The organism is Nostocoides jenkinsii Ben 74, from assembly GCF_001046875.1.
In the GTDB taxonomy this organism is placed as follows: domain Bacteria; phylum Actinomycetota; class Actinomycetes; order Actinomycetales; family Dermatophilaceae; genus Nostocoides_A; species Nostocoides_A jenkinsii.
The window spans coordinates 953,979-980,851 of record NZ_HF571038.1; the positions used below are offsets into that span (position 1 = coordinate 953,979).

Here is a 26,873-nt window from a genome sequence, read left to right on the forward strand (position 1 = left end):
CCCATCGGTTCGTGGTTGGCTTGGACGTCCGAGCCGTGTCCGTGAGGAGACCCGCCCATGCCCGAGCCCGTCGCGTTGCCCCGGCTGCACATCCGCCCCGGCTACGGATGGCTCAACGACCCCAACGGTATGGCGCACGTCGACGGCCGCTGGCATGTTTTCTTCCAGCACAATCCCCAGGCGCCGGTGCACAACCGCATCCAGTGGGGTCACGTGTCGAGTGCCGACCTGGTGACCTGGACCGAGCACCCCGTGGCCTTCGGACCGCAGGAGGGCGGGCCCGACGATTTCGGCTGCTGGTCCGGAGTGTTCGCGCCCGGGCTGGCGCGCCCGGCCGTGGTCTATTCGGGGGTGGCCGCGAGCGACGGGCAGAGCACCGTGTGCCTGCGCTGGGGCTCGGCCGACCTGCTCGACTGGTCGGACCCGATCGTCGTCGCGCGGACCCCGCCCGGCGTGCAGATCATGCGCGATCCCTTTCTCTTCAGCTGGGGCGAGCGGCGGTGGGCGCTGCTCGGGGCGGAACTCGCCGAGGGCGGGCCCGCGATCCTGCTGTATGACTGTGCCGACATGCTCGCCTGGCAGCCGGCCGGGCACTTCGCGCACCACCGCGACCCGGTCCTGGACGGCCTGCCCCGTGCCGACATCTGGGAGTGCCCGCAACTGCTGCAGGTGGGGGAGCAGACGGCCCTGATCGTCTCGCGCTGGCTCGCCGAGGAACTCCTTGAGGTCTTCTGGGTCGGCGGCGCGATCACCGACCGCGACGGCACGCCCGCCTTCGTCGCGGACACCGCCGCAGGCTGGGGGGTCCTCGACGCCGGAACGAGTTGCTACGCACCGCAATTGGTCAACACGGGCGACGGGTCCCTGCTGCTGGGCTGGGTCCGCTCGCGCCCCGATCAGACTCCGGAGGTGCCGGTCGCTGGCTGCCTGACCTTCCCGCGCCGGCTTCACCTGGATCACGGGCGCGTGGTCTGTGTCCTCGACCCGGGCGTCGCGGCGGCGCTCCTCGCGTCGGCGACGGTGGAGACGGTGGGGAGCGGGCGGCATACGGTCGAAGGGCAGTGCGTCGTCGTCCCCGCCGCCGACGCCACCCTCACCTCGGCGGGCGATCCCGGCCTAGTCGTCGCCGTCCCCGTGGGGGCTCAAGCGTGGATCGACGCCGACGTCCTTGAGGTGTATGCCGCGCCCTCGCCGAGCCCGTCCAGCCCGAACCCGCCCGCGACCTACCGGGGCCTGGGCGGGTGGGTTCTCGACCTGCCCACCGGCACCGCCGAACTCCACCGGCTCCCCGGGTGAGGGTCGCGCTGCTGTCCGACTGCTACCCGCCGCGACTGGGGGGCATCGAGACGCAGGTGCGCGACCTCGGCCGACAGCTCGCCGCGGCCGGGCACGAGGTCCACGTCTACACGGCGACCGTGGGGTCCGACGGTCGCCGAGGACGGGTCGACGAGCTGGACGAGGGGGTTTATGTCCACCGCCAGACGGTGTGGACTCCGTTCGGCGTGCCGGTGAATCCGTTGGCGCCCAAGGCTCTTCGGCGCGAACTGGGCGGCTTCGACGTCGCCCATCTCCACCTGGGAGTGGTCTCGCCGTTCGCGTACGGCTTGACCGGGCTCGCCCTCGACCTCGGGCTGCCGACCGTCCTGACGTGGCACTGCGTCCTCGGCGACGCCAGTCGCATCGCGTATGGCGTGGCCGGCCCCATCGCCCGGTGGGCCGAGCGGGGCGCGCGGTTGACCGCGGTGTCGCGGATGGCGGCGACTAGGGTGGCGGCGGTGGCCGGGGGCGCGGACGTCGGAGTACTTCCCAATGGCATCGACCCGGATCGGTGGCGTGCGTCGACGTTGGCTGACGGCCGGACCGCCAGCGACGCCGTGCACCTCGTCAGCGCCATCCGGCTCGCCCCGCGCAAACGCGTGCCCGCGTTGATTCGGATGCTGCGCGCCGTTCGGGCGCGAGTCCCTGCATCAATTCCGTTGCGCGCCAGTATCTTTGGCGACGGACAAGCGATGCCGCTGGCCCGCCGTCTGATCGGCGACGACGCCTGGATTGAGCTCGCCGGACGCGTGCCGCGGGAGCGTCTCGTCCAGGAGTATGCCGCGGCCGACCTCTACCTCTCGCCCGCTCGGCTCGAGGCGTTCGGCATCGCGGCGCTGGAGGCGCGCACTGCGGGGCTGCCGGTTGTCGCGTTGGCGTCGTCCGGCACGGCGGACTTCGTCCGCGACGGTCGCGAGGGATTGCTTGCGACCGACGACGACGGGCTCATCACGGCAATGACGCGACTGGTGACGGATGACGTTCTGCGGCAACGCATTGCGAAGCACAATCGCGATCACGTTCCGGATCAGTCCTGGCCGCAGGTCGTGCGTATGGTCGAGCGGGAGTATGCCGCCGCCCAGGGCGGGTCGGGAGGGGGAGGCGGGTGAGCACCATACGGATCGAAGGTTGCACGCTGGTCGGCGATGTCGTGACCGACTTCGTGCTGGAGCACGGGCGCGACCCCGCCGAGGAACTTGCGGCCCGGGGATTCTCCTGCACCGCGATCACCCACGCCTTTGCCCGCGACGACGCCGTCGTGCTGCGGGTCGGGGTTGTTCCACTCGCCGGGGAGGAGGCGGGGGTCGGCACGCGGATCCCGGCCGCGCAGGTCTCGGAGCGCGTGCCGGCCGGGGCGACGATCCGGGCCAAGCAGCGACTCTCGGCCTATGCGGTCATCGTCGAGCACGGCTCGATCCTGCTCACGCAACTGTCGGCGCAGGTGGCCACCGGGGAGGGCCTGTGGACACTGCCAGGTGGTGGCGTGGATGAGGGAGAGGACCCCTCCGTCGGGGTGCGCCGGGAGGTGTGGGAGGAGACCGGCCAGCATCTCGGCGCCATCGAGCTCATTGACCTTGTCGCCACCCACTGGGTGGGGCGCGCCCCGAGCGGACGGTGGGAGGACTATCAGGTCGTGCGGCTGATCTATCGCGCCCGCGTGCCGCTGCGCGAGCCATTGGTGGTGCACGACGTGGGCGGCACGACGGCCGATGCTCGCTGGATCGCCCTCGATGAGCTGGCCGACACGCCGCGGGCTGCGCTGATCGACCAGCCGCGGTTCGCGCAGTGGCTGCGGCTGGCTAGCTGACCTGGCCAGGCTCGCGCCGCCGACGGGCGATGGCCGCGCCGAGGCCGGCGACGGCGAGGAGGGCGCCGGTGCCGAGCACGGCATACGGGGCGAGGCGGTGCCAGTCGAGGGTCGCGGAGAGGAGTTGGTCGCTGAGCGCGGCCAGGCCGCCGAGGAGCAGGACGATCCCGAGCAGGATCGTGCCCAGGTGCGGGCCGCGGGCGATCGGTCGGCGGGACCTCATGACGTCACCACGTCGATCGAGCCGACGCCGAAGTCCGCGTCGATGGTGCCCACCAATGGGCCGGTGCCGATGACGCGATCGAAGGTGATCCGGCCGGGATCGGACTCGGTGATCGGTCGGTGGTCCTGGGTCAGTGACCCCAATCTGATCGACCCGCGCAGCCGCACGGAGTGGTCCTTCGGGACGCGGATGGTCAGGGTGCCGACGCCTTGGTGGACGCGGATGGCAGCGGCCGTGGCGGCCGCGGGCGTCGTGGGGAGGACGAGCGTCGCATCGCCCACGCCGAGCCGGAAGCCTTGCGCGGGAACAGAACTCGCGGACCAGGTGCGATCGCCGACGCCTCCGCTGACGTAGTTCGCGGCGCCGGCGGTAGAGGCCACGGCGCCCAGGGCCAGGAGCACAGCGACGAACGCGACGAGCCCCCCGCGCCGGCCCAGCGTGCCCGCGATCAGCAGGACCAGGCCGAGGACCGCCACTGCGGCGGCGAGCCCGATCGTGACGAGATTGGTGTCGGCGTCGCCGGGGCGCGTCACGAACACCAGACCGTATGCCGCGGCCGCGCCCCCCAGCGCAACCAACGTCGCCACCGGGCCGAGGCGCCGGTGCCGGGGCCGCCGTTGCCGCACCGTCCCGCCCTCGCCCTGGGAGGCGGCGTCCGGAGGTGCGGGCAGGTGGCTCGGGTGCGCAGGGGTCGGGATCGGATTCACAGCGGCCGGGATCGGGTGCGCAGTGGCTGGGCCCGCGTACTCGGTGACGGGAGTGGGCGGGATGAGGACGGGCGCGGCATACGGCTGGGGGTCGACGGCATCTTGCGGCGAGATCGCCGACTGGGGTGAACCGGTCGCCCCGGGGGGAGGCGGGGGCGCCGTTGTGCCCGCGCCGCTCGACCACGAGCCCAGTTTGCCCTGCGAATGCAGGTAGTAACCGAGGCCACCCAGGATCAGGAGCGGGGCCAGCGGCATACCCATGCCCGGGCCGAAGTCGCCGCCGGCGAAGGTGGACCCGATCGCGATCACCGCGAGGATGCCGAGCCCGGCCAGCAGAACGCCTTCCGGGACATTGCTTTTCAGCCGCACGATGGGGGAAGGCTCGGTCGCGGTCGGCAGGAAGAGGAAGCCGAGGCCATAGAGCACGATCCCCGCGCCGGACAGCATCGTCAGCACGATCATTCCCACCCGCACGATGACGGGGTCGATGCCCAACCGGGCCGCCACGCCGGAGCAGACCCCGGTGACCCAGCGGTCGTCGGGGCGGCGCTGGACGTGCTGCTCCTCGACGAGCCCGATGAGGCGATCGAGGGGCGCGGACGAGGTGGTGTGGGCCATACCGTCCATCGTGCCGTCGCGCGCGCCGGCCCTCCGCTCGGGTCGACCCTGAGGAGCCCCCCATTCCTGCCCTCGCCCCCCTGACTCTGGCCGCGCGGGCCTCGTCGGGGGGCCAGACTTAGGACGTGCCCACTCCGTATGCCGCCGCCCCCGCCGCGGCCCCGCCCCGGCTGGTCCGCCCGTTGGCGGGGCGCCAGGTGGCCGGCGTGTGCGCGGGATTGGCCGAGCACCTCGGGGTTCCCGTCCGCGTCATCCGGCTGATCATGCTGGTCCTGCTCGCGATGGGTCCCGGCGTTGTGGCCTATGTGCTGCTCTGGGCGCTGACGCCTGAAGTCGAGGCGACACCCGGCAAGCCGGGCGCACCCGGTGAGCAGCGATCACTCTTCGACGGACCGATGCTTGTCATCGCCGGCGCCGTCGTGGCCTTCGTCGGCGTCGCGTGGCTGGCCCAACGCTCCGGCGTAGACCTGCGCCTAGGTGTGCTGCTGCCGCTGCTGGTCATCGCGGTGGGGACAGTCATCGGACTGAGCCAACTCGACGCCGCGCGCCGCACCCGTTGGCTGGCCGGGTCCGGCTGGCAGACGGCAGCCCGGTTGGGGCTCGGCGTCATCGTGACGGCCGGCGGGATTCTGGCGCTCGTCACCCGTGACGCGCCCATCAGCCAGACCTGGGACATCATCGTCGCCGTCATCGTCGTCCTGATCGGGGCGGGCCTGCTCGTGGCGCCGTGGGGGGTACGGGTCCTGGCCGAGTTGCGCGCCGAGCAGGCCGCCCGCGCCCGGGCCGACGAACGCGCCGACATGGCCGCCCACCTGCACGATTCCGTCCTCCAGACGCTCGCCCTCATCCAGCGCCAGTCCGGCGACAGCGCCCGCGTCGCCACGCTCGCCCGCGCTCAGGAGCGCGAGCTTCGCGCGTGGCTCTACGGGGGTGGCGCCGCGGAGGCGAGCAACCTCTCCGGCGCCCTCGCGGAGGTGATCGGGGAGGTGGAGGCGGCGCACGGCATACCCGTGGATCTGGTGATGACCGGGGATCGGGAGATGGACGACGGGACCCAGGCTCTGGTTCGGGCGGTCCGCGAGGCGCTTGCCAATGCGGTGCGGCACGGTCGCCCGCCCGTCTCGGTGTATGTCGAGGCCGGACCGACCGGCGTCGAAGCCTTCATCCGCGATCACGGGCCCGGACTCGACATGGAAGTGATTCCCGAGGACCGGCTCGGCGTGCGAGAGTCGATCATCGGCCGGATGACGCGGCACGGCGGGGCGGCCTCCTCGCGCCGCCTTGATCCGGGCACCGAATGGAGCCTCACCCTGCCCCCACCTCAAGGAGTCACACCATGACCGGCACCCCGGCCAGCCCCCCCGCCGAACCCGTCCGCGTGGTCGTCGTCGACGACCACCGGATGTTCCGCACCGGCGTCAAGGCGGAGTTGGAGGAGGTCGCCGGCGATCGCATCGACATCATCGGCGAGGCTCCCGATGTGGACACGGCCATCGCCGTCATCCGCCGCGACCTGCCCGATGTCGTGCTGCTGGACGTCCATCTGCCGGGCGGCAATGGGCGCGGTGGGGTCGACGTGCTGGCCGGTTGTGTGGCCGTCGACAGCCGCCGGGGTCGGCCCGTGCGCTTCCTCGCGCTGTCGGTCTCCGATGCCGCCGAGGACGTCATCGCGGTGATCCGGGCGGGGGCCCGCGGCTATGTCACCAAGACCATCACCGGCACCGACCTCGCCAATGCCGTATGCCGCGTGGCCGACGGCGACGCCGTCTTCAGCCCGCGCCTGGCCGGCTTCGTGCTCGACGCCTTCGGCGCCGCGGCGGGGGAGATCGCCGAGGTGGACGAGGAACTCGACCGGCTGTCGCAGCGCGAGCGCGAGGTGATGCGACTGATCGCGCGCGGCTACCAGTACAAGGAAGTGGCCAAGGAGCTCTTCATCTCGATCAAGACCGTCGAGACCCACGTCTCCTCGGTGCTGCGCAAGCTGCAGCTGTCCTCTCGGCACGAGTTGACCGCGTGGGCGATGGGGCGCAAACTCGTCTGAATCTCGCCAACGTAGGGTGACCCGCATGGACATCGTCACCAACCTCCTGGTGCTTGTGCACCTCATCGGGATGGCGTGCATCGTCGGCGGCTGGATCAGCCTGCGCGCGCGCCGCGTCGAGTCGGGGATGGGCCTGACCGTGGTCGTGTGGGGTGCCCGCTTCCAGGTGCTGACCGGACTGGCCCTCGTCGGGATCCACGAGGCCAACAAGGACCCGCTCAACCACGCCAAGATCGGCGTGAAACTGGCCATCGCGTTGGCATGCGCCATGTGCGCGGAGATGGCCGCCGCCCGGGCCCGGCGTGGCTCGGGGGACAGCAACCTCATCGACTACGCCGGTGTCCTCGGCATCCTCAACACCGCGGTCGCCGCGTTGTGGGAGACCTCGTCCGCCGAGGCGTAAGCCGTCGCCGGAGACGTCGGGGTATCGGGAAGTCACGGGATGAGCAGCAGCTTGCCGGTGGTGCCGCGCCCCTCCAAGGCGTCGTATGCCGCGACCGCCTCCCCCAGCGGCCACCGCCCGCCGATCTCCAGCTCCAGGCTCCCGTCGGCCAGCGCCCCCAGAATCTCGCCGGCCCGCCAGAGCAGTTCGTCGCGGTCCTGCAAGTAGGCACCCAGGCTCGGCCGCGTCAGATAAGCCGACCCGGCGGCGTTGAGACGCTGGATGTCGAACGGCGGGACCTGCCCGCTCGCACCGCCGAACAACGCGAGCGTCCCGCGCGGGCGCAGGGCGGCGAGAGAGGCGTCGAAGGTGTCCTTGCCCACTCCGTCATACGCGACGTGCACCCCACCACCGTCGGCGGCGGCCCGCACCGCCGCGGCGAGGTCGTCGACCCGGCGGTAGTCGATCAACCCCTCGGCTCCGAGACGCTCCGCGATGGCGAGCTTCTCCGGGCCGCCGGCGGTCGCAATAACCCGGCCACCCTTGGCGGTGATGAGTTGCACGAGGAGTTGGCCGACGCCGCCCGCGGCGGCGTGGACGAGGGCGATATCGCCGGGCTGCACGGCATACGTCGAATTCACGAGGTAATGCGCCGTCATCCCCTGGAGCATTGCGGCCGCCGCGATGTCGAGGGCGAGCCCGTCCGGGACGGGAACGAGCTGGGCCGCCGGCAGGTTGGCCAGCCCCGCGGCACTGCCGAGTTGCATCGCCCACGCAACCCGGTCACCGACGGCGAACTCGGCGCCCTCACCGACCGCCACGACCTCGCCGGCGCCTTCCATGCCCAGCGTGAACGGGGTCGGGATCGGATAGACCCCCTGGCGCTGATAGACGTCGATGAAGTTCACCCCGGCCGCGGCCACGCGCACTTGGACCTGGCCGGGTCCCGGCGCGGGCAGGTCTCGCTCGGTCACCTCGAGGACATCACTGCCGCCATTGCGGGGCACGGTCAGGGCAGGCGTGGACGGCATCCGATTCCTCCGGTCGTATGGTGCGGGGTCACCTCGACCCCACAACCGACCTTAGCCACGGGCTCCGACAACCCCTCGTCGCCGGTCGCCCCGCTGACCCTGGGCGCGGACGCACCCCCCCTGCGGACGCAATAACCTGGCGCGGACGCAAGGGGACTCCGCTGGCGGACCCCATGTTCGGGCCGGCGGCGCATGTCGGTGACGAGCGCCCCAGTTAGACGAGCGCACTGAGTTAACGGTCACGAGCGCACCGAGCTAAAGAGCGTCGTTGAGCTCGCTCAGGCGGGCCAATTCGGCGGTTGCGTCCGGATGGTCGTCGACGCGGAGGTCGGCTAGGACGCCGGAGCGGTCGTAGCCAGCCCTGGGGGCCACGGCATACAGGGCCGCACTTTGTCGACCGCGGCGGTCGCCACCGACCGCATCTCCGGCCATCAGCGCCGCGATGAGCCGGCGCGTGAACGGCTGGCTGGCGGCCTCGATGAAGGCCGACTCCATGGCCTCGATCACTTCGGGTCCGACGAGGATGTTGCCCTGAATGGCGTACTGCGCGCCATCGACCTCACCGGTCAGCCCACCGGCCCACGGCAGGCAGTCGGCGCCCGTGAAGGTCGCGGCGTCCCGGGCCCCGACGACACCGACTTGGCGCTCGCTCGCGTTCAGGTCCTCGGCAGTCACCGCGGCGAGCGCGCGGGCCGCCGTGGCGCCGCGCATCATGGTGCTCAGCAGATCCTGTTTATAGGCCACGCGAGCACGGGCTTGGGTGGCGGCGGCGCCAGTGCCCAGTCGCGCGGCCGGAACGACCGCTCCGACGGCGAGGAACTTGCTGGCGACGGCTACTCCATACGACGTTCCCTGCCGGGCGACGATCGAGAAGGTCATATTCCAGGCTAGGCGCGGGTCCGGGGCGCGGGTCAAGATGCGGGCGACGTGACGCTGCGGACATCGAGGGCGCCGCCGTCGACGGTGATCTGATCGAGGGCCCGTCGCTGGTCAGAAGTCCAGCGACGGCAGGTGATCGAGAAGTGTTCAGAGTCCGGGCGCTGATCAGGAGTCAAGCGGTGGTCGCGTGCGCGCCGCCTTCGTCTGGGAACGCTCACGCTTGGATTGCAGCCGGCGTTCGGTCGAGCCTTTCGTCGGTTTGGTGGCGCGCCGGGACGGCGGGGGCGGGGCGAGGGCGGCACGGATCTGGTCGGCGAGCCGCTCCCGGGCGGCCACGCGGTTGCGGTGTTGGGATCGGTGCTCGCGCGCGGCCACGACAAGGCGCTGGTCGTCGCCGGGATAGGCACGTCGCAACCGCTGCCGTTGGGCAGCCGTCAACAAGGTGTCGAGCGCCACAAGAGGCAGTTCGACCTCGACCCGGCTGTCGGTGGTGTTGACGGACTGCCCGCCGGGACCCGGGGAGCGGGAGAAGCGCTCGATCAACAGGCCGCCCGGCACGACCAAACCGTGAGGTATGCCGGGGCCCGGGGGGATCAGGAGGTCCACGTCGTGGGCTGGTGAGCGAGCACCGCGATCAGTCCAGCGCTATCCAGTAGCGGCGAACGGCGCGCCCGTCACTTCCGGCGGTCACGACGTCCTGCAGAACCCCGCCGTTCGCCTCGATCACCCTGGCCGAGGCGGCGTTGTCGTCGTCGCAGGTGAGGAGGACCTTGGCGAGGCCGAGGTCGTCGCGGCATACGGTCAGCGCTTGGCGCAACGCCTCCCTGGCGAAGCCCTGCCCCCGTGCCGACGGACGCACGCCGTAGCCGATGTGTCCGCCTTCGGTGGCCAGGAAGTCGGTGAGGTGGTGGCGGATGGCGAGTGAACCCACATACTCCCCGTCGTGGTCCATCCAGAGATAGGTGCACGGCACCCATCCGGGTGGGAGGTCCGCATTTGGGTCACGGCGACGCGCGACGAAGTCGGCGAATCCGTCAGGCGTTTCCAGGTCGGCCCGACTCCATGGGTGCTCCATGCCGGCCTCGTCCAACCAGACCCATCGGCCGTCGCCATGCCTGATCTCGTCGGCGAACTCATCCACCGCAGCGAGATAGGAGCGCTGCAATCGAGTGTCCGGAGGGATGAGGCGCATCCGCTGAGCGTAGTGAGCGACGAGGCCGGGGCGGACGCAGTTGTCGGTAGCTCGACGTAGGGTTGCGGGCGAGATGACGACCCTGTTTGACGAGTTCCCGGAGTGGTCCGCGGACGTGACGGCCACGGGCATACCGACCTGGGCGATGACCGACGAGGGCCCGGCGCGGGCCCTCGGTTCGGCGAGCCCGCGGGCGGCACGCAAGCCTGCCGATCCGGAGGCGCTGCTTGGCGGGCTCAACCCACAGCAGCGCGCCGCTGTCGTGCACGAGGGATCGCCGCTGCTCATCGTGGCCGGTGCCGGCTCGGGCAAGACCCGGGTGTTGGCGCACCGGATTGCCTTCCTGCTCGGGCATCGCGGTGTGCAGCCCGGTCAGATCCTCGCCATCACCTTCACCAACAAGGCGGCGGCCGAGATGCGCGAGCGGGTCGAGGGCTTGGTCGGGCCGCGCGCCAAGGCCATGTGGGTCATGACCTTCCACTCTGCCTGCGTGCGCATTCTGCGCCGCGAGGCCACCAAGGTGGGCCTGAAGTCGAGTTTCTCCATCTATGACGCCGCCGACAGCCAGCGGCTCATGGCCTTGGTGCTGCGCGATCTCGATCTGGACCCGAAGCGCTACAACCCGCGTGCGTTCTCGCATCGGGTCAGCAACCTCAAGAACGAATTGATCGATGAGGAGACCTACGCCTCGCGGGTCGGCACCGAGGAACCCGCGCCGGGGGCGACGCAGCAGGAGAGCCTGCTGGCGCAGGCATACTCGATGTATCAGCGGCGGCTCCGGCAGGCCAATGCCCTCGACTTCGACGACCTGATCATGACGACGGTCAACATCCTGCAAGCGTTCCCGGATGTGGCCGAGCACTACCGGCGGCGGTTCCGCCACGTTTTGGTCGATGAATATCAGGACACCAATCACGCGCAATATGTCCTCGTCCGAGAGTTGGTCGGCGGCCACGGCTCCAGCCGCCGCCCGAGCGACGGCCCGCAGGTCCCCCCAGGCGAGCTCGTCGTCGTCGGGGACGCCGATCAGTCGATCTATGCCTTCCGCGGGGCCAGCATCCGCAACATCGAGGAGTTCGAGGGGGACTACCCCGACGCCAAAACTATTCTGCTGGAGCAGAATTATCGGTCAACGCAAACCATCTTGCGGGCCGCCAACTCGGTCATCACCAACAACGGCAGTCGTCGCGAGAAGCGGTTGTGGTCGGAGGCGGGCGATGGCGCGGCCATCGTGGGCTATGTCGCCGACAACGAGCACGACGAGGCCGGCTTCATCGCCCGCAGCATCGACCGGCTCGGCGACGATCACGGCGTCCAGCCCAAGGATGTCGCCGTCTTCTATCGCACCAATGCTCAGTCCCGGGCGATCGAGGAGATCTTCGTTCGCGTCGGCTTGCCCTACAAGGTGGTCGGCGGCACGAGGTTCTACGAGCGACGCGAGATCAAAGACGCGCTCGCCTACTTGCGGGTGCTGGCCAACCCGGCCGACACGATCAACCTCAGGCGCATCCTCAACGTGCCCAAGCGCGGCATCGGCGATCGGGCCGAGGCGTGCGTGGCTGCCCTGGCCGAGCGGGAGCGCATCCCGTTCGTCGCGGCGCTCGGGCGGGCGGCCGATGCGCCCGGAATCGCGACCCGGTCGGTGACTGCGATCACCGGGTTCACCTCGTTGCTGGAGAGGCTGGGTCGCATCCGCGATGAGGGGGAGGGCGTGGCGCCGCTGCTCGAAGCGGTGCTCGATGAGTCAGGTTATCTGCGTGAGCTTCGGGCCAGTCTCGACCCGCAGGACGAGACGCGGCTGGAGAACCTCAACCAGCTCATCTCCGTGGCCCGTGAGTTCGATGAGACCCGGATGGAGACCGGCGAGGTCATCTCGTTGGACGACTTCTTGGAGCAGGTCTCCCTCGTCGCGGACGCCGACGAGATCCCGGACAACGAGGAGGGCGGCGGCGTCGTGACGCTGATGACCCTCCATACGGCCAAGGGGTTGGAGTTCCCGGTCGTCTTCTTGACCGGTATGGAGGACGGCACCTTCCCGCACATGCGTTCGCTTGCCGACGCCAAAGAGTTGGAGGAGGAGCGGCGCTTGGCCTATGTCGGCATTACCCGCGCGCGGGAGCGACTGCATGTCTCGCGGGCGACAGTTCGGCGCGCGTGGGGGAGCCCGCAATACCAACCCGCCTCACGCTTCCTCGACGAGATTCCGGCCGACCTGATCGACTGGGAGCGGCTGGTGGAGGCCTCGGCGCGCAGTGTGGAGGCGCCGTCACTGGCCCGCCTCGCCGCGCAGCCGGGGGTGCGCTCGCCCGGGACCAAGCCGATCCTGGCGCTGTCGGAAGGTGACCGGGTGAGTCATGACTCGTTCGGTCTTGGCACGGTCATACGCATCGATGGGGTGGCCGACAAGACCGTAGCGCATGTGGACTTCGGGGGGGATTCGGGCGTGAAACGGTTGCTGCTGCGCTACGCCCCGCTCGTCAAACTCTGAGGGGACCTGCGAATTTACGGATGGGTCCTCGGAAGCCTCGCCAACGCCACCCCCGCAGGCCGCGCCAACAAGGACGTCGCCGGCGGCTGACAACCGTCTGGCGGTTCGAGGTCAGCCGATCTTGACGCCGTGCTTCTGCAGCCACGCCATCGGGTCGACCGGGTCGCCGCCCTTGGGGTGCATCTCCAGGTGCAGGTGCGGGCCGGTGGACTGGCCGGTGTTGCCGCTCTTGCCCACATACGTGCCGGGGCGCACCTGCTGACCGACCTTGACGTCGATCTCGCTCATGTGCGCGAAGTAGGAAACGGTGCCGTCCCAGTAGGTGATCTCGATCTTGTTGCCGTAGCCACCGCCATTGCCGGCCTTGGTCACAACGCCGCTCGACATGGCGAACAGGCTCGTCCCGACGGGGGCGCCGAAGTCGAGGCCGGCGTGCAGGCGGCCCCAGCGGGGGCCGAACCGCGAGGTCAGGTTCGGGTGCTTGATCGGCATGACCCAGCGGTGCGCGGCGGCGAGGCGCTTGGCCTTCAGTGCCTTGGCCTTGCGCTCGGCCGCAGCCTTGCGGGCGGCGGCTTCGGCGCGGGCGCGCTCTTCCTTCTGACCCTGCGCCAATGAGACGGCGGAACGGCTGGCGACCTGGCGGCTGGCGAGCTCCGCGCTTTCGGCGCGGGCGGCGGCAGCCTGAGCGGCCGCGGTGTCGGTGGCGGCTGCGTTGATCGCTCCGACCGCGAGCGCCTGCGTGCCGCCGGCGGTGTAGGCGATCGCCGAGCCGGAGAAGGTCGTGGCGATGCCGAGACCGAGAAGGGCGGGGCCGACCAGGACACGACGCACCAAGTGGTGGGAGGTGTTCCGGGCAGGGCGCGATTGACCGTCGGGATTGGCCACGGGGGAGGTCCTTACAAACGGGGGCAGGGGGACGCTGACGAAGGCAGAAATCGGGGGGACGCCTCGTTGCGTCGGCAATTGCTTGACAACGAGAGTAGCGTGACGGATTCGTTACACAAAATTCGGGCCAGCTGACTTGTGGGCAGGGCCGACCCCCGTGATAACGCGCGAACCCCCTCGCCAACCACTTGGCTGCCCCCTAGCACGCACCTTCGGCGGCGCCGCGAAATTGGCCCCCAACCGCATGCCCGGCTGCGGCGTCGTAAGGTTTGTGACGACGATTGCAGTGCCGCTGCGGCATCCGGGGTGGGGAGGAGCGGGTATGCCGGTTGCCCTCGTCGGCGCCGACGAGTTCGCCGTCCGAGAGATCTACCAGGCCCACTACGGCACCCTCGTGGGGTGGACCACCCGACTGGTCGGCGACCGCGACCTCGCGCACGACTTCGCCACGGAAGCGTTCATCCGACTGCTGCGCCACTGGGGTGAGGTCGCCGAGCCGCGCGCCTGGCTCTACACCGCCACCGCCAACCTCGTGCGTGACCACTGGCGCAAGCGGGGGCGGGAGGCCACGGCATACGGCAAGGTCGCCTATGACCTCGAAACGACCAGCACCCCCGATGTTGCCACCACGGTGACCGTCCGCGAGGCCGTCCTCGGCCTGCCTGACCGGCTCCGCGTCGCCGTGATGCTGCACTACTTCGCCGACCTGACCGTCGCTCAGGTGGCCGCCCAAATGGGCAAGTCCGAGGGCGCGGTCAAGCGCGACCTCTGGGAGGCCCGAGGCAAGCTCGCTGTGATTTTGGAAGGTGCCCGATGAACGGCCATGACCCGATCGAGGAGTTCTTTGCGCGAGAACGCGCGGCGATCACCCGTGAGCCGGCCGACGACGAGCGCTGGCAGCAGATCGTCGCCGCCGGTCGCCGAGGTCGCAGCCAGCGGTGGCGCACCTTCGCCGCTGCCGCAGCGGCGGCCGTCCTTGTCGGCGGTGTCGGGTATGCCGTGGGCCGCGGTGTCGACGCCGGTGGCACCGGGACCGTAGCCGGACACGGTGCCTCCACGACGAGTTCCCTAAGTTCCGCGCCAAGTCAAACCTCCACCCCGCCCCCGCTGGTCACCCCGAGTAGGCCGGCCAAGACCGAAGACACGATCGCGAGCACCCCGTCCTCGACGCCCGTCACCGGCGCCTTGCCGATGCCCCAGACGTTCAAGGCGCTCTCGATGTCCCAGGCCGACGGCAACACGGTCTTCGCCCTCGGGGTCAGCCGCTGCACGGATAAGGAGTGCCTGGTGGTCGCGCGCTCCCAGGACAACGGCGGGACATGGAAGCGCGTCGCGACCGTCACCACCGGCGCTCCGTCGACCGCCGGCACCGGCGTCAACGGCTCCTTCTCCCAGATTCGTATGGCGAACGCCACCACCGGCTGGATCTTCGGCGACGCGCTGCTCCAGACTCGCGACGGCGGACTCACGTGGACGGCCTATGACCACGCTGGCGCCAGCGTTCTCGACGTCGCCGTCGACGGCGACACGGCCGCCATCGTCAGCAGCGTCGACCCGTGCGATGGGAAGAGCTGCGGCGGGGACCTTCAGCTCCAGTTCGCCCCGGTTGCCGCCGCGCAGGCCAAATCGGACCCGGTTTCCCTCGGTGTGACCAATGCCACGAAGGCCTCGATCGCCTGGTGGAAGGGTCGCGCCATTGTGTCGACGCTGGCCGACGGGGCGACCTCGACCGTGGTGGTCGATCCGATCAGTGGCCCCAGCACCGTCGATGCCGGATGTCCCGCTGGTGCCGCGACCACGATCGTGCGCCCCGGCTCGGGCAACACTCTGCTCGCGATGTGCCAGGTCCCCGAAGCCGGCGGAACGACCGCGCTCACCATCCGGATCTCCGACGACGACGGCGCGACCTGGGCTGCGTCCGGCGAGGCGACCACGCTGGTCGCGGCCCCGATCACCAGCTTCGCGGCCACCGATCCGGACCACATCGTGGCGCTGGCCGGCGGCGAAACCACCTTCCACGGCGACCTCGTGCGCACCGCCGACGGCGGCAGGCACTGGGCCGTCGTCTCCAACCCCGGCCTTCCCGAGAGCGGCTGGCGGTGGGTCGGGGCCCCCGGCCCGGATTGGTTCTATCTCCTGCCGGTCGACGGCGCCAAGGGCTACTACTGGTCCCACGACAAGGGCGCCACCTGGGCCTGGACGGATATGGCCGGCTGATCCCTCAAGCCGCCGATTGCCACCCCTTCGGTCGGAACCAGCCGCCCGGACCCTCTAGGCTCGGAGCCGACCCTGCAGCATCGACGCAAGCAAGGACGGAACCCAGCGTGGACCTTTACGAGTACCAGGCGCGTGACATCTTCGAGCAGCACGGCGTGCCCGTGCTCGTCGGAGCCACCGCCACCACCCCGGCGGAGGCTCGGGCCGCCGCGGAGACTGTCGGCGCCAACAGCGGCGGGGTCACCGTCGTCAAGGCCCAGGTCAAGACCGGTGGACGAGGCAAGGCCGGCGGCGTCAAGGTCGCCAAGACCGCCGACGAGGCCGAGCAGTATGCCGAGCAGATCCTTGGCATGGACATCAAGGGCCACACGGTCAAGACCGTGATGATCGCCCAGGGCGCCCAGATCGCCGAGGAGTACTACTTCTCGATCCTGCTCGACCGCGCTAACCGCACCTATCTCGCCATGTGCTCCAAGGAGGGCGGCATGGACATCGAGACTCTCGCGGTCGAGCGCCCCGAGGCTCTGGCGCGGATCGCGGTCGACCCCAATGTCGGCATCGACGAGGCCAAGGCTCGCGAGATCGTCGAGGCGGCCAGCTTCGAGGCCGAGACCGGCGACAAGATCGTCCCGGTCCTGCAGAAGCTATGGGAGGTCTATCGCGACGAGGACGCGACCTTGGTCGAGGTCAACCCGCTCGTCCAGACGGCCGCCGGTGACATTGTCGCGCTCGACGGCAAGGTGTCGATCGACGGCAACTCCGACTTCCGTCACCCCGAGCACGAGGCCTTCGTCGATCACTCCAAGACCGACCCACTGGAAGTCCTGGCGATCGAGCGCAACCTCAACTACGTCAAGCTTGATGGCGATGTCGGCATCATCGGCAATGGTGCCGGCTTGGTCATGAGCACCCTCGACGTGGTCGCCTATGCCGGCGAGGAGTTCGAGAATGCCGACGGCAACCACCCCAAGCCCGCCAACTTCCTCGACATTGGCGGCGGCGCCAACGCCGAGGTCATGGCCAACGGCCTCGATGTGATCTTCGAGGACAAGCAGGTCAAGGCCGTCTTCGTCAACGTCTTCGGCGGCATCACCGCCTGCGATGCGGTCGCCGACGGCATCGTCAAGGCCTACGGCATCCTCGAAGGCCACGGCAAGTCGCCCAAGCCGCTGGTCGTGCGCCTCGACGGCAACAACGCCGAGGAGGGCCGCCGAATCCTCGACGAGGCCGCCCTGCCGCTACTGGAGCGCGTCGACACGATGGACGGCGCCGCGCGCCGCGTCGCCGAACTCGCCGCCGCGGCCAACTGAACGCAACTGACCCAGGGATAAGGACGGCATACACAGCCATGGCAATCTTTCTCACCGAGAACTCCAAGGTCATCGTTCAGGGCATGACCGGCTCCGAAGGTATGAAGCACACCACGCGCATGCTCGCGTCGGGCACCAATGTGGTCGGCGGGGTGAACCCGCGTAAGGCGGGCACGACGGTCGACTTCCCCGAGGGCAAGCAGGTGCCGGTCTTCGGAACCGTCGCTGAGGCGATGGCCGAGACCGGCGCCGATGTGTCGGTGCTCTTCGTGCCTCCGGCCTTCACCAAGGCCGCCGTCATCGAGGCGATCGACGCCGGGATCGGCCTCGCGGTCGTCATCACCGAGGGTGTCGCGGTCAAAGACACCGCGGAGTTCTACAACTACAGCCTCGGCAAGGGCACCCGGATCATCGGCCCCAACTGCCCCGGCCTGATCAGCCCCGGGAAGTCGAATGCGGGCATCATCCCCGCCGACATCGCCGGCCCGGGCAAGATCGGCCTGGTCTCGAAGTCGGGCACCTTGACCTATCAGATGATGTTCGAGTTGCGCGACTTCGGCTTCTCCACCGGCGTCGGCATCGGCGGTGACCCGATCATCGGCACCACCCACATCGACTGCCTTGAGGCCTTCGAGAACGACCCCGAGACGGTGGCGATCGTGATGATCGGCGAGATCGGTGGCGACGCGGAGGAGCGGGCCGCGGCATACATCAAGGACAACGTGACCAAGCCGGTCGTCGGCTATGTCGCCGGCTTCACCGCACCCGAGGGCAAGACGATGGGCCACGCCGGTGCCATCGTCTCCGGCTCGTCCGGCACCGCGCAGGCCAAGAAGGAAGCCCTCGAAGCCGCCGGGGTCAAGGTCGGCAAGACCCCCTCGGAGACCGCCGCGCTCATGCGCGAGATCATGCAGGGCCTCTCCGCCTGACCTGCTCACCGACAACCCGCCCGGTGCCCTTAAGGGGTGCCGGGCGGTCGCCGTTCAGGCCAAGAGCACCAGCAGTGCGCCCGCGACCATCGCCGGGCCGAAAGCGATCCGCGAGCGCCGCGTGGCGCGACGGGTGAGCAGCAGCAGGCCGGCGGCGACGCCGGCGAGGAGGAAGGCGGCATACAGCCCGACGAGGACGGCGCTCCAGCCGAACCAGCCCAGGAGGAGCCCTAGCAACCCCGCCAGCGTGACGTCCCCCCGGCCCAGGGATCGGCGCGAAAGCCAGTGCAGCACATAGAAGAACAGCCAGGACGCCGCTGCTGCCTCCACGGCCCTCCCAAGCGCGGCCCAGTCGTCAGCCGCCCATGAGCAGAGCGCCAACAGCACGGCGAAGGCCGGGTAGGCCGGCCAGGTCAGCAGCCGCGGGAGGCGGTGCACGTCGAGGTCGATCGCGGCGAGGGCGACCAACACAACAACCGCCACGGCAACGGTCAGCGGCACGATCAGGGGCAGATCGTCCAGTCGCCAGCCGGCGATCGCGGCCAGCGCGGCGCTCAGTGCGGGCACCCAGGCCAGGTTGCGCGGCGCCCGGGTGTCCTCAGCGACGCGATGCCCGCCGGCAGCCACGAACCGGTATGCCGCGAGGCCGCCACCGAGCCCGACCGCGCCGGCCAGCACCGTCCCCACCATCGTCAGATCCCCCGAACTCGATCACGTCACACCCGAACACGCCACACCACCGATTCCGAGGGTATGCCGAGGGCTCGCCTCGCGCGCGCCGAGCCGGGTGAGCCTGTGGATAACCGGGCGGCCTCAGCGCTTCGCGGCCAGGGCCGCGAGCCGATCGAGTTCGGTCCAGTAGGTGTCCGCGCCAACCGTTGGGCCATCTGGGCTGGTCAGCGCGATGGTGCTGACATAGCCGGGCGTGGCCAGCTTGGTCACCGCAACGAAGATGGACCCGTTGGCGTCCGACACGACATACGTCATCTCGCTCGGACCGGGCGTCACGGTCGTGCCGGAGGTGGCGCAGCTTGCGAGATTTTCCGCTATCCGCATGGCCTCGGTCGTGGCGAGTTGGTCGGCGTCGTCATCGCCCAGTCCGCCATTGTCGGGGGCCGCATCGCGGACGCGCTGCCAGGCCAGCGTGCCGGAGTTGCCCCCGGATTCGACCACGCGCATGATCCCGAACATCCCGGCCGGGTCGGTGTCGGGGTCACAAGTCCCCACGATCGCCGGCGAGCCCTCGAACTCGAATCCGGTCGCAAGGGTGGCCCGACCCGACGTCAGCCCCGTCGAGGAGAAGTCAGCCGGATCGAGGAAGTAGCGGTCGGCAACGGTGGCCTCCGGCGGTCCGATGACCACGCGGTCGACGCCGGATTCATCACTCGTCGAGCCGCCGCGATCGGCCTGGTCGGCCCCTTGTAGCCGCAGGCCCGCGATGAAGCTGAGGCGGGCCACCTCGGGCAACGTGATCGGGTCGCCATTGGGGGAGGCCCAGATCTCGAGATAGCTGATCCGCTTGCCGACTTGGGTCAGCACGACCCAGCCCTTGTCGTCGGTGCCCGTCGAGAACGACCAGATGGTGGGGTGTTCCTCGAAGGCGTCGGTGGACTCCGGCGTGAGCTTGGGTTGGGTGCACGCGCTCAGCGTCTCGGTCATCGCGTTGACCGCCCCTACGGCGAGGTCGGCCGAGAGATAGGACCAGGAGCGCTGGCCCGCGAACCCCTCCGTGGCTGGGAGCGCCTGGACCTTCTCATTGGCCTTGGCAACGCCCTCACCGAGTGGCACTAAGCAGAGCGGGCCGTTGTCTCCCTCGCCGGTGTTGGGGGCGACGCCCAGGGTCCCGGCCACGCCGAGCGCGGCCTGCCACTCCGGAGCCGTCGGCAGCAGGGCGTCCGAGGCCGCCAGCATCCCCGGCCGGTCCGGATCGCTCGCCGAACTGCTCGGACCGGCGCTGCTTGTCGACGTGGGCGAGGTGCTGCTGGAGTATGCCGCGCTGCTCGCCGGATCGCCCGGGTCCCGGTCCGCGCCCCGCAGGACGCCCGACAAGCCGACGGCCGCGATCGCCACGGAGGCCGCGGCGAGGCCGAGGCCTCCCACGACCCACGGATTGCGGCGTCGCTCGGATGGGGATCGCCCGGCACCCACGAATCGCCCGGCACGCGGGGATCGGGAGGGGGCCGACTCCGGCGAGGACGCGGCCATACCGACGCCGGTGATCGCGGCCGAGCCGGGCAAGGGGTTGGCCTCGACGTCCTCACCCAACGACAACAGGGCTCGTCGGACGAGGTCGTCCTCCTCGGCGCTCCAGTCGTCGACGTCGTCGAAGGACTTAGCCATGGTGCGCCTCCTTCCCACCCAACGCGGCGGCGAGCGCCTTGCGGCCGTGATGCAGCCGGGCCTTGACGGTGCCGGCCGGTGCGCCGAGATCGGCGGCGATCGCCTCCACGCTCATGTCGAGGAGGTAGTGCAGCGCGAGTACCTCACGGTGCTGCGCCGACAGCGACTTCAGGGCCTCGACGATCACTACGCGCTCGGGCGAGATCGTCGCGGTCTCCTGGACGAGACTCAGTTGGCGGTGTGCCTCGGCGCGGTTGGTGTCTTTGCGCCACTGCGAGATCGCCAGGCGACGGGCGACCGTGCGCACCCACGACAGCGGATCATCCGCCCGCGAGACGCTGCCCCAGCGCTGCCAGGCACGGGCATACGCCTCTTGGGTGCAGTCCTGGGCGAGCGTGAGATTGCCGGTGGAGGCATAAACCAGGTGGACCACCCGGGCCGACGTGTCGCGATAGAACGCATCGAAATCGAGGCCGGAGTCCACGACGACTGGCACTCCCCTCGCGGCGCGTGGCGGGCCCCATCGCAGGCCCGGCGCTTGGACATAGGCGGTCATGCTCCACCAGACGCGCGGTGGGGTGGTTGCGTTGCCAACCTAGCCGACTATTTCTGAGCCTCGCCTCGCCCGCTCCGGCGCATTCGGTCGCAACGCGCAATAGCTCAGCACGAGCAGGGTGCCGAAGAACGCCTCGGTCACCCGACTGCCGAAGACGGAGAACTCCCCGAGGAGCCCGCTCGGCGCCCGGTCCTGCAACAGACTGAAGAACAGGGGTATGGCGATCATCGCCACCCAGAATCCCGCCCGAAGCGCGGGGGTCGCCGGGGCCGCCGGGTCGAGGCTGCGTCGATCGAAGACGTCGAAGGCCAACGGGGCGAGGGCGACCATGACGACGCTCTCGGCTTGTTGGGTCACGAAGTCCGTGCGATTGAAGACCACGATCGCCGTGAGCAGGGCGAGTCCGACGGCACCCGCCCAGCGGACGGGTCGGCGCAGGACGACGAACGGCGTGACTACGGCCGCGGCGAGGAAACCCTCGTTCAGGGTGGCGATCCGCGGGCTCACCGACGTCCCGATCGCCTGGACGAGAAGCCAGCCGATGACCAACTCCGCGACGGCCACGGCGGCGACGATGGCCCAGTTGGCGCGCCCCCGGCCCCGCGGGCGCAGGAGGTCGATCGCGAGGCCGACCAGGGCGGCATACACCAAGGCTTCGGTGTTCTCGGCGATGTACTTGGCCGCGTGGCCCGGCAACACGGCATCGGTGACCCGGAGCAGGATCAGGGCGAGGGCCGCCGCGATGCCGCCGTAGTACGCAGCGCGTAGGGCGTGCATGGACATGGCACCTCTGACGAGCGGTGTGGACAGGCGCGAGCGGTGGGGACAGGCGCCCGAGTCTACGGCGCTGCCTCCGCAGATCGGTGGCGGCGATGGGCGACGATGGTCCCCTCATGACGGTCCTGGAGATGTTGCGCAAACCCCGCCCCGAATCGCCCGCCGACGAGTCTGCTCGCCCGCCGGTGCATCCGTTGGTGCGCCCGTTCGTCGGGGGTGCCGCGACGGCGGCTGCGACCTTGGCGATCGTGCTCGCCCTGGTCGGTATCGCCGCGTCCCTGGCCCACCGGGCGGACCTCAACTGGGGTGAGATCTTCGGGGTCGGATCGGCGTTGTGGCTGCTGACCGGTGGGGCGCGACTGCACGTCGACCAGGTGATCGTCGCCTTCACGCCGTTGCTGGGTTTTGCGCTGCTGCTGGCGGGCGCCGTGCTCGGCGTACGCCGCTCACTACGCCGCGAGGGGCCGCGTCGCGACCCCTATCTCGCCTGGCTCGGCGGCTATGCCGCGGTCGCCCTGCTGGCCATCGCGCTGACGTTTGCGGGGCCTATCCGGACGGTGTGGTGGACGGTGCCAGTGCCGCTCGTCGGTGTGCCGGGCCTGGCGCTCGCCTTGGTGGAGATGCGCCGCGGCCGCCTGGACGACGTGGTGCATCGGCTTCCGCGGTGGGTGCGCCGGTGTGTGCGCCCGATCGTGCAGACCTCCGTGCTCGCGCTGGCGACTGGGGTGCTGTTGGTGCTAATCAGCACGATCGTGCATTGGCACGACGTCACCGCGGTCACGCGCACGCTGTCGCCCGGCCTGACTGGTGGCACGGCGTTGCTGCTGGCCCAACTTCTCATCGTGCCGAATCTCGGCCTGTGGGCGCTCGGGTTCGTCGCCGGACCCGGCTTCTCGATCGCGGAAGGCACGGGAGTGAGCCTGGGCGGCTCCTCGCTCGGGGTGTTGCCGCAGGTGCCCGTGCTGGCGGCCATCCCTGGCCCGGGTCACTTCGGCTGGTGGTCGCGCCTTCTGCTGATCATTCCGCTCCTCCTCGGGGCGTATGCCGCGCGCCGCACCCTCGCCGAGATCCCTCGCCTCGCGCGAGGCCGGGTGAAGTTCGCGGCCGTTGCCGTGACCGTGGTGGGGACTTCGGTGACGCTTGCGGTGGTCGATCTGCTGGGTGGCGGGAGCGCCGGTATGGAGCGCATCCGCGACATCGGCGTTTCCGCGCCGACGTTGGCGTTCTTCATGGCGCTGCTGATGGGGCTGGGCGCGGCTGTTTTGACGCTGCGCGACTGGTTGCGCCTGCGCCGCTGACCGGTTGTCGGGACTTTCTGCCTGGGCCGCTGGCCGCCTGGGCCGCTGCCCGGCTGCCGCAGGCTGTCGGTGGCTATTGGCAGGATGAGTCTCATGTCCGATTCACCCTTGCCAAGCAACCTCTCGGCCCGTCACATCCCGGCGCCTGACATCCCGGCGCCTGACATCCCGGCCCGTGACATTCGGGCCCGTGACCCGCTGCGGGTCGTCGTCTTGGTCTCCGGGTCCGGCACCCTCCTGCAGGCCTTGCTTGATGCGTCCGCCGACCCGAGCTTCCCAGCGCGCGTCGTCGCGGTGGGCGCGGACCGTGAGGGCACGTTGGGGATCGAGCGCGCGCAGCGCGCGGGCGTCGAGACGTTCGTGGTTCCCCCGGCCGGTGACCGGCCGCAGTGGGATGCCGCGCTCGCGGAGGAGATCGCGCGGCATACGCCCGGATTGGTGGTGTCGGCCGGATTCATGCGCATCCTGGGGCGAGCGGTGCTCGCGGGCAATCGCATCATCAACACGCACCCGGCGCTGCTGCCGAGCTTCCCCGGCGCACATGGGGTGCGGGACGCGCTCGCCCATGGCGTCAAAGTGACCGGCACGACGTGCCATTGGGTGGACGCCGGAGTGGATACCGGACCGATCATCGACCAGCGCGCGGTGCGCGTGCTGGACGGGGAGAGCGAGGCTGACCTGCACGAACGCATCAAGGTCGTCGAGCGCAAGATGCTCATCGACGTGGTCCGTGCGCTGGCTGTCGGGGCCACCGCCTAGGATCGATATGGCACCCCGGATCCGGCGAAGGAGACCCCCGCTCGTGAGCACAACCGTCACGCCGCCTGGCGCAGCCGAGGACGTCCGCCCGGTCCGGCGAGCGCTGATTTCGGTTTATGACAAGACCGGTCTGGCCGAACTCGTCCGTGGTTTGCACGACGCCGGCGTGGCGCTGATCTCGACCGGCGGCTCCGCCAAGTTCATCGCCGAGTTGGGCATTCCGGTGACCGAGGTGGCCGACCTGACCGGCTTCCCGGAGTGCCTCGAAGGCCGCGTCAAAACCCTGCACCCGGTGATTCATGCCGGTGTGCTGGCCGACACGCGCAAACCGGAGCACCTGGAGCAGCTGACCGAGCTCGGCATCCGGCCGTTCGAGCTGGTGGTGTGCAACCTGTACCCCTTTGTGGCGACCGTGGCCTCGGGGGCTGATCCCGACGAGTGCGTCGAGCAGATCGACATCGGCGGGCCGACGATGGTCCGGGCGGCGGCCAAGAACCACCCGAGCGTGGCCATCGTGACCGACCCCGCGGCATACGACCGGGTGTTGGAGGCCGTGCGCGGCGGCGGTTTCACGCTGGAGCAACGCAAGCTCCTGGCGGCGCGCGCCTTCGCGCACACGGCCGACTACGACAATGCGGTGGCCAACTGGCTCGGCAATGCCTACGTCGACACCTCGGGGGGCTCCGGCTTCCCGGCCTGGACCGGGGCGACCTGGTCGAAGGCGCACGTGCTGAGGTATGGCGAGAACCCGCACCAGCGCGCGGCCCTTTATCGGCACTGGCGGCCGGGGCTCGCGAGCGCGGAGCAGTTGCACGGCAAGGAGATGTCCTACAACAACTACGTCGACGCCGACGCGGCGGTGCGGGCGGCCTACGACCACGGCGACGCGGCGACGGTCGCCATCATCAAGCACGCCAACCCGTGCGGGATCGCGGTGGGCGCGAGCGTCGAGGCAGCCTATGCGGCCGCGCACGCGTGCGACCCCGTCTCGGCGTATGGGGGAGTGGTCGCCACCAACCGCCCCGTCACCGCGGCGATGGCGCGCCTGCTCAACGAGACCTTCAGCGAGGTCGTGGCCGCGCCGGGTTTCGACGACGACGCGCTGGAGGTGTTGCGGGAGAAGAAGAATCGTCGGCTCGTGGAGTTGCCGACGGACTTTGCGTCTGCGCGTGATCGGGTGGAGTTCCGGCCGATCTCCGGCGGCGTGCTGATGCAGACCGTGGATCGGCTAGACGCGGTGGTGGAGTCCGACGACGGCGCGATCTCCGGTGGGGATGACGCGGAGCGCTGGAGTTTGGTGGCGGGTGCGACGGCGGATGCGGCGACCTTGGCCGATCTGCAATTCGCCTGGCGCGCCGTGCGCGCGGTGAAGTCCAATGCGATCCTGCTCGCCCGCGACGGCGCTTCGGTCGGCATTGGCATGGGTCAGGTCAACCGGGTCGACTCGTGCCGCCTCGCGATCGCGCGGGCCGGCGCGGAGCGGGCTCAGGGGGCGGTCGCCGCCTCAGACGCGTTCTTCCCCTTCGCCGACGGGCTGGCGTTGCTGATCGAGGCGGGCGTGCGCGCCGTGGTCGCGCCGGGCGGCTCGATCCGCGACGACGAGGTGATCGCCGCCGCCGACGCGGCCGGCGTCACGATGTACTTCACCGGGACCCGCCACTTCGCCCACTAGGCCCACGAGGCCCGCCCGTCCCCCGGCTCCGGTGGGTTCGCTGGCCGCCTGGGGTCGCTGTCGCTGGTAGCGCACTTTTCCGCCCATTGCCGAAACATGGACATACGCAACGGATCATTACCGCTGCGTATGTCCATGTTCCCTCCCACGGTGCCGGTCTGACCGGCTGGGCCGGTCCCTTAGCGCAGACGCAAGCCGCGGGGGCGGGGGCCGTGCTCACCGACGGCCTCGAGAAGGCGACGGGCCGTGACGACCTGCAACGCGGCATACGCAATGCCGAGCGCAGCGAGCAGCCAAGGCAGCAACACCGCCGGGCCGGACCCCGTGTAGGTGCACTGCTGACCCCCGTCCGCGCCGGGGCTGCACACTCGGCCGGCCGCGTGGAATGCCATCCCGCTCGCGACGAGCGCGAGCCCAGCAACGGGCAGGCCGGTGCCGAGGACCAGTGCGGCGCGGGTGATTTGGGCGCGGGTCCACCGGCGGCACTTGGCCAGCAGCACCAGGCCGACGACCCAGCAGACCAGGCCGAGCGGGAGCAGGATCACCGTGAGCGCCAGAACCTCGGCCGTCAGCAATACCGCCACCGCGGTCGACTCCCAATGCCGGGGGGCGCTCATCCTCGCCGTGCCTTCCCTTCAAGTACTCGATCGACGGCCGGCCGGAATTCGCCCCGGCCCACGCCTGCCCTTGCCGACTCCAGCCCAAGGCCAACTCAGCACAGGGCCGACTCGGCACAAGGCCAACTCAGCACAGGGCCGACTCTGCACAAGGCCAACTCAGCACAAGTTAGTCAACTGCGGACAACTTGCAAGGTGTCCACAGTTGACTAACTGCTGCGAGCAGAAGTTCGGAGGACTGTCACCGACCCACCGGGCGCACCGCAGCGGGGTTCACGGCGATCCAGACGGCCCGGGCGGCGCCGAGCAGCTCACCGGACGGCCCGTACAGCGCCGAGGACGACTCGAACCGCCGCCCCGAACTCGCCCCGGGCCACGCCATCACGACGCACTCCTGCCCGACCTCGGGCAGCGCGAAGAGTTGCGCGGTCATCGTCCCCAGCACCATCGGGCGCCCGGCGATCCCCGCCGACCATCCCCCAGGGCAGTCCAGCGCGGCCCACCCGATCGGGACCGAGACCTCCCGCGGGACCCAAGCCGCGGCATACGCCCCGGTGTCATCGCCCACCGCCGCCGGTCGCAACCCCAAACCGTCCTCGCGGGCCGTTCCGCAGGAGAAGCAGGTCGAGAACGGATGCTCCGTCAACCCTTCGTATGCCGATCCCACCGCCCGCGCCTCGGCGAACGTCACGGGCGTCCCCGACGGGCGCGGCAAGGGCTCGCTCAGGTTTGCGACGGCGACCAGGGTGTCGCCGTCGGTGAGCCGGACACCGTCCCCGTCGGGTTCGATCTGCAGGTCGATCTCCAGCGGCGGCGGCGCGCTCAGCC

At 70.2% G+C, this 26,873-nt stretch carries 27 protein-coding genes; 14 read left to right on the forward strand and 13 right to left on the reverse strand.

Features of this window, described 5'->3' with window-relative positions:
• The first annotated feature begins 57 nt into the window (after positions 1 to 57).
• From BN13_RS04495 to BN13_RS18240, 3 genes are read left to right on the forward strand one after another with little or no spacing between them, the layout of a single operon-like run.
• Positions 58 to 1,296, forward strand: a complete 1,239-nt coding sequence (locus tag BN13_RS04495) for a glycoside hydrolase family 32 protein (protein ID WP_048544791.1) — start codon at positions 58 to 60, stop codon at positions 1,294 to 1,296.
• Entirely contained in the window at positions 1,293 to 2,426 is a 1,134-nt protein-coding gene (locus BN13_RS04500; RefSeq protein WP_048544793.1) for a glycosyltransferase family 4 protein, read from the forward strand. The genes BN13_RS04495 and BN13_RS04500 overlap by 4 nt, the downstream gene beginning before the upstream one ends.
• Complete coding sequence (locus tag BN13_RS18240) at positions 2,423 to 3,124, forward strand: NUDIX hydrolase (RefSeq protein WP_053079716.1); 702 nt, start codon at positions 2,423 to 2,425, stop codon at positions 3,122 to 3,124. Before BN13_RS04500 ends, BN13_RS18240 begins: the two co-directional genes overlap by 4 nt.
• On the opposite strand, the gene BN13_RS04510 is transcribed toward BN13_RS18240, so the two are convergent.
• Positions 3,117 to 3,347, reverse strand: coding sequence for a hypothetical protein (locus tag BN13_RS04510; protein WP_048544796.1), 231 nt, complete (start codon positions 3,345 to 3,347; stop codon positions 3,117 to 3,119). The two genes, BN13_RS18240 and BN13_RS04510, sit on opposite strands and share 8 nt — an antisense overlap.
• On the reverse strand, positions 3,344 to 4,672 hold the full coding sequence (locus BN13_RS04515) for a PspC domain-containing protein (RefSeq protein WP_048544798.1): 1,329 nt from the start codon (positions 4,670 to 4,672) through the stop codon (positions 3,344 to 3,346). Before BN13_RS04515 ends, BN13_RS04510 begins: the two co-directional genes overlap by 4 nt.
• 125 nt (positions 4,673 to 4,797) lie before the next feature.
• On the opposite strand from BN13_RS04515, the gene BN13_RS04520 reads away from it, so the two are divergent.
• The 3 genes from BN13_RS04520 to BN13_RS04530 are packed head-to-tail and all read left to right on the forward strand — an operon-like array spanning position 4,798 to position 7,116.
• Positions 4,798 to 6,012 carry an ATP-binding protein gene (locus BN13_RS04520; RefSeq protein ID WP_084733563.1) on the forward strand — a complete coding sequence of 405 codons (1,215 nt, stop codon included), beginning with the start codon at positions 4,798 to 4,800 and terminating at the stop codon, positions 6,010 to 6,012.
• Positions 6,009 to 6,713 (forward strand): LuxR C-terminal-related transcriptional regulator, encoded by a 705-nt coding sequence (locus tag BN13_RS04525; RefSeq protein WP_048544800.1) that lies wholly within the window; start codon positions 6,009 to 6,011, stop codon positions 6,711 to 6,713. The genes BN13_RS04520 and BN13_RS04525 overlap by 4 nt, the downstream gene beginning before the upstream one ends.
• Before the next feature lie 25 nt (positions 6,714 to 6,738).
• Positions 6,739 to 7,116, forward strand: coding sequence for a hypothetical protein (locus BN13_RS04530; RefSeq protein WP_048544801.1), 378 nt, complete (start codon positions 6,739 to 6,741; stop codon positions 7,114 to 7,116).
• 32 nt (positions 7,117 to 7,148) lie between these two features.
• Here the strand turns inward: BN13_RS04530 and BN13_RS04535 are convergent, their stop codons facing one another.
• From BN13_RS04535 to BN13_RS04550, 4 genes are all read right to left on the reverse strand, one after another.
• On the reverse strand, positions 7,149 to 8,126 hold the full coding sequence (locus BN13_RS04535) for a quinone oxidoreductase family protein (protein ID WP_048544803.1): 978 nt from the start codon (positions 8,124 to 8,126) through the stop codon (positions 7,149 to 7,151).
• Positions 8,127 to 8,381: 255 nt separating this feature from the next.
• Entirely contained in the window at positions 8,382 to 9,005 is a 624-nt protein-coding gene (locus tag BN13_RS04540) for a DUF1028 domain-containing protein (RefSeq protein WP_053079717.1), read from the reverse strand.
• A gap of 165 nt (positions 9,006 to 9,170) precedes the next feature.
• Complete coding sequence (arfB, locus tag BN13_RS04545) at positions 9,171 to 9,611, reverse strand: alternative ribosome rescue aminoacyl-tRNA hydrolase ArfB (protein WP_048544806.1); 441 nt, start codon at positions 9,609 to 9,611, stop codon at positions 9,171 to 9,173.
• Between the two features lie 28 nt (positions 9,612 to 9,639).
• Positions 9,640 to 10,197: a GNAT family N-acetyltransferase gene (locus tag BN13_RS04550; RefSeq protein ID WP_048544809.1), complete on the reverse strand. Its 558-nt coding sequence runs from the start codon at positions 10,195 to 10,197 to the stop codon at positions 9,640 to 9,642.
• 73 nt (positions 10,198 to 10,270) lie between these two features.
• On the opposite strand from BN13_RS04550, the gene pcrA reads away from it, so the two are divergent.
• Positions 10,271 to 12,685 carry a DNA helicase PcrA gene (gene pcrA / locus BN13_RS04555; RefSeq protein ID WP_048544810.1) on the forward strand — a complete coding sequence of 805 codons (2,415 nt, stop codon included), beginning with the start codon at positions 10,271 to 10,273 and terminating at the stop codon, positions 12,683 to 12,685.
• Positions 12,686 to 12,796: 111 nt separating this feature from the next.
• On the opposite strand, the gene BN13_RS04560 is transcribed toward pcrA, so the two are convergent.
• A complete protein-coding gene (locus tag BN13_RS04560) occupies positions 12,797 to 13,570 on the reverse strand; it encodes a M23 family metallopeptidase (RefSeq protein ID WP_048544812.1) in 774 nt (257 codons plus the stop codon).
• A 271-nt stretch (positions 13,571 to 13,841) separates the two neighbouring features.
• Here BN13_RS04560 and BN13_RS04565 point away from each other — a divergent pair, with 271 nt between their 5' ends.
• From BN13_RS04565 to sucD, 4 genes are all read left to right on the forward strand, one after another.
• The gene (locus tag BN13_RS04565; protein WP_235433936.1) at positions 13,842 to 14,387 is read left to right on the forward strand and encodes an RNA polymerase sigma factor; all 546 of its coding nucleotides are present in this window, start codon (positions 13,842 to 13,844) and stop codon (positions 14,385 to 14,387) included.
• A complete protein-coding gene (locus tag BN13_RS20165) occupies positions 14,384 to 15,787 on the forward strand; it encodes a sialidase family protein (protein ID WP_048544816.1) in 1,404 nt (467 codons plus the stop codon). The genes BN13_RS04565 and BN13_RS20165 overlap by 4 nt, the downstream gene beginning before the upstream one ends.
• A gap of 107 nt (positions 15,788 to 15,894) precedes the next feature.
• The gene (gene sucC / locus BN13_RS04575; RefSeq protein ID WP_048544818.1) at positions 15,895 to 17,097 is read left to right on the forward strand and encodes an ADP-forming succinate--CoA ligase subunit beta; all 1,203 of its coding nucleotides are present in this window, start codon (positions 15,895 to 15,897) and stop codon (positions 17,095 to 17,097) included.
• Positions 17,098 to 17,135: 38 nt separating this feature from the next.
• Positions 17,136 to 18,026 carry a succinate--CoA ligase subunit alpha gene (gene sucD, locus BN13_RS04580; RefSeq protein ID WP_048544819.1) on the forward strand — a complete coding sequence of 297 codons (891 nt, stop codon included), beginning with the start codon at positions 17,136 to 17,138 and terminating at the stop codon, positions 18,024 to 18,026.
• A gap of 54 nt (positions 18,027 to 18,080) precedes the next feature.
• On the opposite strand, the gene BN13_RS04585 is transcribed toward sucD, so the two are convergent.
• The 4 genes from BN13_RS04585 to BN13_RS04600 form a co-directional block, all read right to left on the reverse strand.
• Complete coding sequence (locus tag BN13_RS04585; RefSeq protein WP_084733565.1) at positions 18,081 to 18,716, reverse strand: prepilin peptidase; 636 nt, start codon at positions 18,714 to 18,716, stop codon at positions 18,081 to 18,083.
• A gap of 123 nt (positions 18,717 to 18,839) precedes the next feature.
• Complete coding sequence (locus BN13_RS04590) at positions 18,840 to 20,366, reverse strand: hypothetical protein (RefSeq protein ID WP_048544820.1); 1,527 nt, start codon at positions 20,364 to 20,366, stop codon at positions 18,840 to 18,842.
• The gene (locus tag BN13_RS04595) at positions 20,359 to 20,922 is read right to left on the reverse strand and encodes an RNA polymerase sigma factor (RefSeq protein ID WP_084733566.1); all 564 of its coding nucleotides are present in this window, start codon (positions 20,920 to 20,922) and stop codon (positions 20,359 to 20,361) included. Before BN13_RS04595 ends, BN13_RS04590 begins: the two co-directional genes overlap by 8 nt.
• Before the next feature lie 39 nt (positions 20,923 to 20,961).
• Positions 20,962 to 21,699, reverse strand: a complete 738-nt coding sequence (locus BN13_RS04600; protein WP_157038433.1) for a hypothetical protein — start codon at positions 21,697 to 21,699, stop codon at positions 20,962 to 20,964.
• A 116-nt stretch (positions 21,700 to 21,815) separates the two neighbouring features.
• On the opposite strand from BN13_RS04600, the gene BN13_RS04605 reads away from it, so the two are divergent.
• The 3 genes from BN13_RS04605 to purH all read left to right on the forward strand — a co-directional run bounded on the left by BN13_RS04605 (position 21,816) and on the right by purH (position 25,428).
• Entirely contained in the window at positions 21,816 to 22,997 is a 1,182-nt protein-coding gene (locus BN13_RS04605; RefSeq protein WP_157038434.1) for a cell division protein PerM, read from the forward strand.
• A 93-nt stretch (positions 22,998 to 23,090) separates the two neighbouring features.
• The gene (gene purN, locus BN13_RS04610; protein ID WP_084733567.1) at positions 23,091 to 23,756 is read left to right on the forward strand and encodes a phosphoribosylglycinamide formyltransferase; all 666 of its coding nucleotides are present in this window, start codon (positions 23,091 to 23,093) and stop codon (positions 23,754 to 23,756) included.
• Positions 23,757 to 23,763: 7 nt separating this feature from the next.
• Entirely contained in the window at positions 23,764 to 25,428 is a 1,665-nt protein-coding gene (gene purH, locus BN13_RS04615) for a bifunctional phosphoribosylaminoimidazolecarboxamide formyltransferase/IMP cyclohydrolase (protein ID WP_084733568.1), read from the forward strand.
• A 179-nt stretch (positions 25,429 to 25,607) separates the two neighbouring features.
• On the opposite strand, the gene BN13_RS04620 is transcribed toward purH, so the two are convergent.
• Positions 25,608 to 26,045: a hypothetical protein gene (locus BN13_RS04620; RefSeq protein WP_048544825.1), complete on the reverse strand. Its 438-nt coding sequence runs from the start codon at positions 26,043 to 26,045 to the stop codon at positions 25,608 to 25,610.
• A gap of 241 nt (positions 26,046 to 26,286) precedes the next feature.
• A partial coding sequence (locus BN13_RS04625; RefSeq protein WP_048544828.1) for a hypothetical protein occupies positions 26,287 to 26,873 on the reverse strand: 587 nt, incomplete at its 5' end.

What these genes read in the sequence shown, in the direction of transcription:
- BN13_RS04495 (WP_048544791.1), top strand. Translation starts at nt 58, where the DNA reads ATGCCCGAGCCCGTCGCGTTGCCCCGGCTGCACATCCGCCCCGGCTAC.
- BN13_RS04510 (WP_048544796.1), bottom strand. Translation starts at nt 3,347, where the DNA reads ATGAGGTCCCGCCGACCGATCGCCCGCGGCCCGCACCTGGGCACGATC.
- BN13_RS04515 (WP_048544798.1), bottom strand. Translation starts at nt 4,672, where the DNA reads ATGGCCCACACCACCTCGTCCGCGCCCCTCGATCGCCTCATCGGGCTC.
- BN13_RS04525 (WP_048544800.1), top strand. Translation starts at nt 6,009, where the DNA reads ATGACCGGCACCCCGGCCAGCCCCCCCGCCGAACCCGTCCGCGTGGTC.
- BN13_RS04530 (WP_048544801.1), top strand. Translation starts at nt 6,739, where the DNA reads ATGGACATCGTCACCAACCTCCTGGTGCTTGTGCACCTCATCGGGATG.
- BN13_RS04535 (WP_048544803.1), bottom strand. Translation starts at nt 8,126, where the DNA reads ATGCCGTCCACGCCTGCCCTGACCGTGCCCCGCAATGGCGGCAGTGAT.
- BN13_RS04540 (WP_053079717.1), bottom strand. Translation starts at nt 9,005, where the DNA reads ATGACCTTCTCGATCGTCGCCCGGCAGGGAACGTCGTATGGAGTAGCC.
- BN13_RS04550 (WP_048544809.1), bottom strand. Translation starts at nt 10,197, where the DNA reads ATGCGCCTCATCCCTCCGGACACTCGATTGCAGCGCTCCTATCTCGCT.
- pcrA (WP_048544810.1), top strand. Translation starts at nt 10,271, where the DNA reads ATGACGACCCTGTTTGACGAGTTCCCGGAGTGGTCCGCGGACGTGACG.
- BN13_RS20165 (WP_048544816.1), top strand. Translation starts at nt 14,384, where the DNA reads ATGAACGGCCATGACCCGATCGAGGAGTTCTTTGCGCGAGAACGCGCG.
- sucD (WP_048544819.1), top strand. Translation starts at nt 17,136, where the DNA reads ATGGCAATCTTTCTCACCGAGAACTCCAAGGTCATCGTTCAGGGCATG.
- BN13_RS04585 (WP_084733565.1), bottom strand. Translation starts at nt 18,716, where the DNA reads ATGGTGGGGACGGTGCTGGCCGGCGCGGTCGGGCTCGGTGGCGGCCTC.
- BN13_RS04590 (WP_048544820.1), bottom strand. Translation starts at nt 20,366, where the DNA reads ATGGCTAAGTCCTTCGACGACGTCGACGACTGGAGCGCCGAGGAGGAC.
- BN13_RS04595 (WP_084733566.1), bottom strand. Translation starts at nt 20,922, where the DNA reads ATGACCGCCTATGTCCAAGCGCCGGGCCTGCGATGGGGCCCGCCACGC.
- BN13_RS04600 (WP_157038433.1), bottom strand. Translation starts at nt 21,699, where the DNA reads ATGCACGCCCTACGCGCTGCGTACTACGGCGGCATCGCGGCGGCCCTC.
- BN13_RS04605 (WP_157038434.1), top strand. Translation starts at nt 21,816, where the DNA reads ATGACGGTCCTGGAGATGTTGCGCAAACCCCGCCCCGAATCGCCCGCC.
- purN (WP_084733567.1), top strand. Translation starts at nt 23,091, where the DNA reads ATGTCCGATTCACCCTTGCCAAGCAACCTCTCGGCCCGTCACATCCCG.
- purH (WP_084733568.1), top strand. Translation starts at nt 23,764, where the DNA reads ATGGCACCCCGGATCCGGCGAAGGAGACCCCCGCTCGTGAGCACAACC.
- BN13_RS04620 (WP_048544825.1), bottom strand. Translation starts at nt 26,045, where the DNA reads ATGAGCGCCCCCCGGCATTGGGAGTCGACCGCGGTGGCGGTATTGCTG.